The organism is Microbispora sp. CL1-1, from assembly GCF_012034195.1.
Classification (GTDB): Bacteria; Actinomycetota; Actinomycetes; order Streptosporangiales; family Streptosporangiaceae; genus Microbispora.
Genome location: NZ_JAATEK010000129.1, coordinates 1 through 1,371, shown reverse-complemented (window position 1 = coordinate 1,371; position 1,371 = coordinate 1). Strand labels below are relative to the sequence as shown.

At 66.3% G+C, this 1,371-nt stretch carries 1 protein-coding gene; it reads right to left on the bottom strand.

What is annotated here, in order from left to right; all coding sequences use genetic code 11:
• Nucleotides 1-129 precede the first annotated feature (129 nt).
• Nucleotides 130-1,326 carry an IS701 family transposase gene (locus HCK04_RS40250; protein WP_142566708.1) on the bottom strand — a complete coding sequence of 399 codons (1,197 nt, stop codon included), beginning with the start codon at nucleotides 1,324-1,326 and terminating at the stop codon, nucleotides 130-132.
• Between the last annotated feature and the right edge of the window lie 45 nt (nucleotides 1,327-1,371).

Genomic DNA, 1,371 nt, shown 5'->3' with positions numbered 1-1,371 from the left:
ACTACAGCCTGATTTCGTGATGTCGGAGCCAGCGTTTCCAGTAGTGGCTAGCTCGGGCGCGGGCTTGGTGGTGTCGTCTGTGTCGGGACCAGGCGAGGGCGTGACTGAGGGGAAGGGTGATCGCGGCGGTCAGGCGTGCCAGCAGACGGCGGATTTCTGCTGGTGTGAGGCGGACCAGGCCGCTTGGACTTTTGGGGCGTGCGCGGCGGTGACGGCGAGATAGGCGTGGGCGAGCATCGCCAAGGTGATGTGGCGGTGCCAGGCGTCGAACCGCCGGACCTGATAGTGGTCCAGTCCGGTCTCGTTCTTAGCAGACTGGAAACACTCCTCGATCGCCCAGCGGGAACCGGCGACGGCGATGAGGTCCTCCAAGGTGGTGCCGACCGGTGCGTAACACAGGTAGTAGGCCAGCTCAAGCTCGCCCTTGGCATTGGGAGTGAGGCTGCGCCGGACGAGCAGCCACCGTTGGTAGCCGGGCTCGGCCTCGAAGGTCACCGTGGCCAGCGCCCAGTCATACAGACGCTCGCCCTTGGCGCCGTCGCTACAGGAACGGCGCTTCCACGCCTCGGGCGGAGCTTGTGCGGTCGCGGTGTCGGCCCGGATTTCCCCGCCCCACCCCATGCCGATCCATTGGCTCTTGGGCACCGCCACCACATAGCTCAGGCGGTGCTCTTCCAGGAAGCGCCGGAACTTGTTGTCCATGCCATAGGCCTCATCAGCGCTCACCCAGGACGCCGGCACCCCCGCCTTCACGGCCCGGGCCAGCATCGTCCGAGCCAGCACCGGCTTGGTGGCGAACGCCACCTCCTCCCCGATGCCGGCCCGGATGCAACGCTCCCTGTCTTCAGTCCAGGACTTCGGCAGATACAGCTCGGCGTCGATCAGCGTCCGGCCCAGCGGAGAGGCGTAGGCGAGGAACACGCCCAGCTGGCAGTTCTCAATGCGACCCGCCGTGCCGGAGTACTGGCGCTGCACCCCGGCCGACTTGTCGCCCTTCTTCAGGAAGCCGGTGTCATCCACGATCAATACGCCATCGCGGTGACCGAGGTTGTCCATCACGTAATCGCGCAGGTCGACCCGCACCTGGCGGGGGTCCCAGCGGGCACTGTTCAACAAGCGCTGCATGCGATCAGGAGCCGCATCCCCGGCCGCCTCCGCCAGCTGCCAGCCGTTCTTACGCTCGATCGGAGCCAGCAGCCCCAGCAGATACGCCCGCGCCTGCCTGCGCGGTTCCACCCGCCCGAACCGTCCCGCCACCCGCGCGAACAACACATCCAGCCCGGCCACCCACTCTTGAAGGTCGCCCGCGGTCAGCTCATCAGACATGATCCAGAACTATAGATCACAAAACCTGGCTGTAGTACTAGGGCG

Excerpts from the sequence above, each read along its gene's own strand:
- HCK04_RS40250 (WP_142566708.1), bottom strand. The coding sequence starts at position 1,326 with ATGTCTGATGAGCTGACCGCGGGCGACCTTCAAGAGTGGGTGGCCGGG.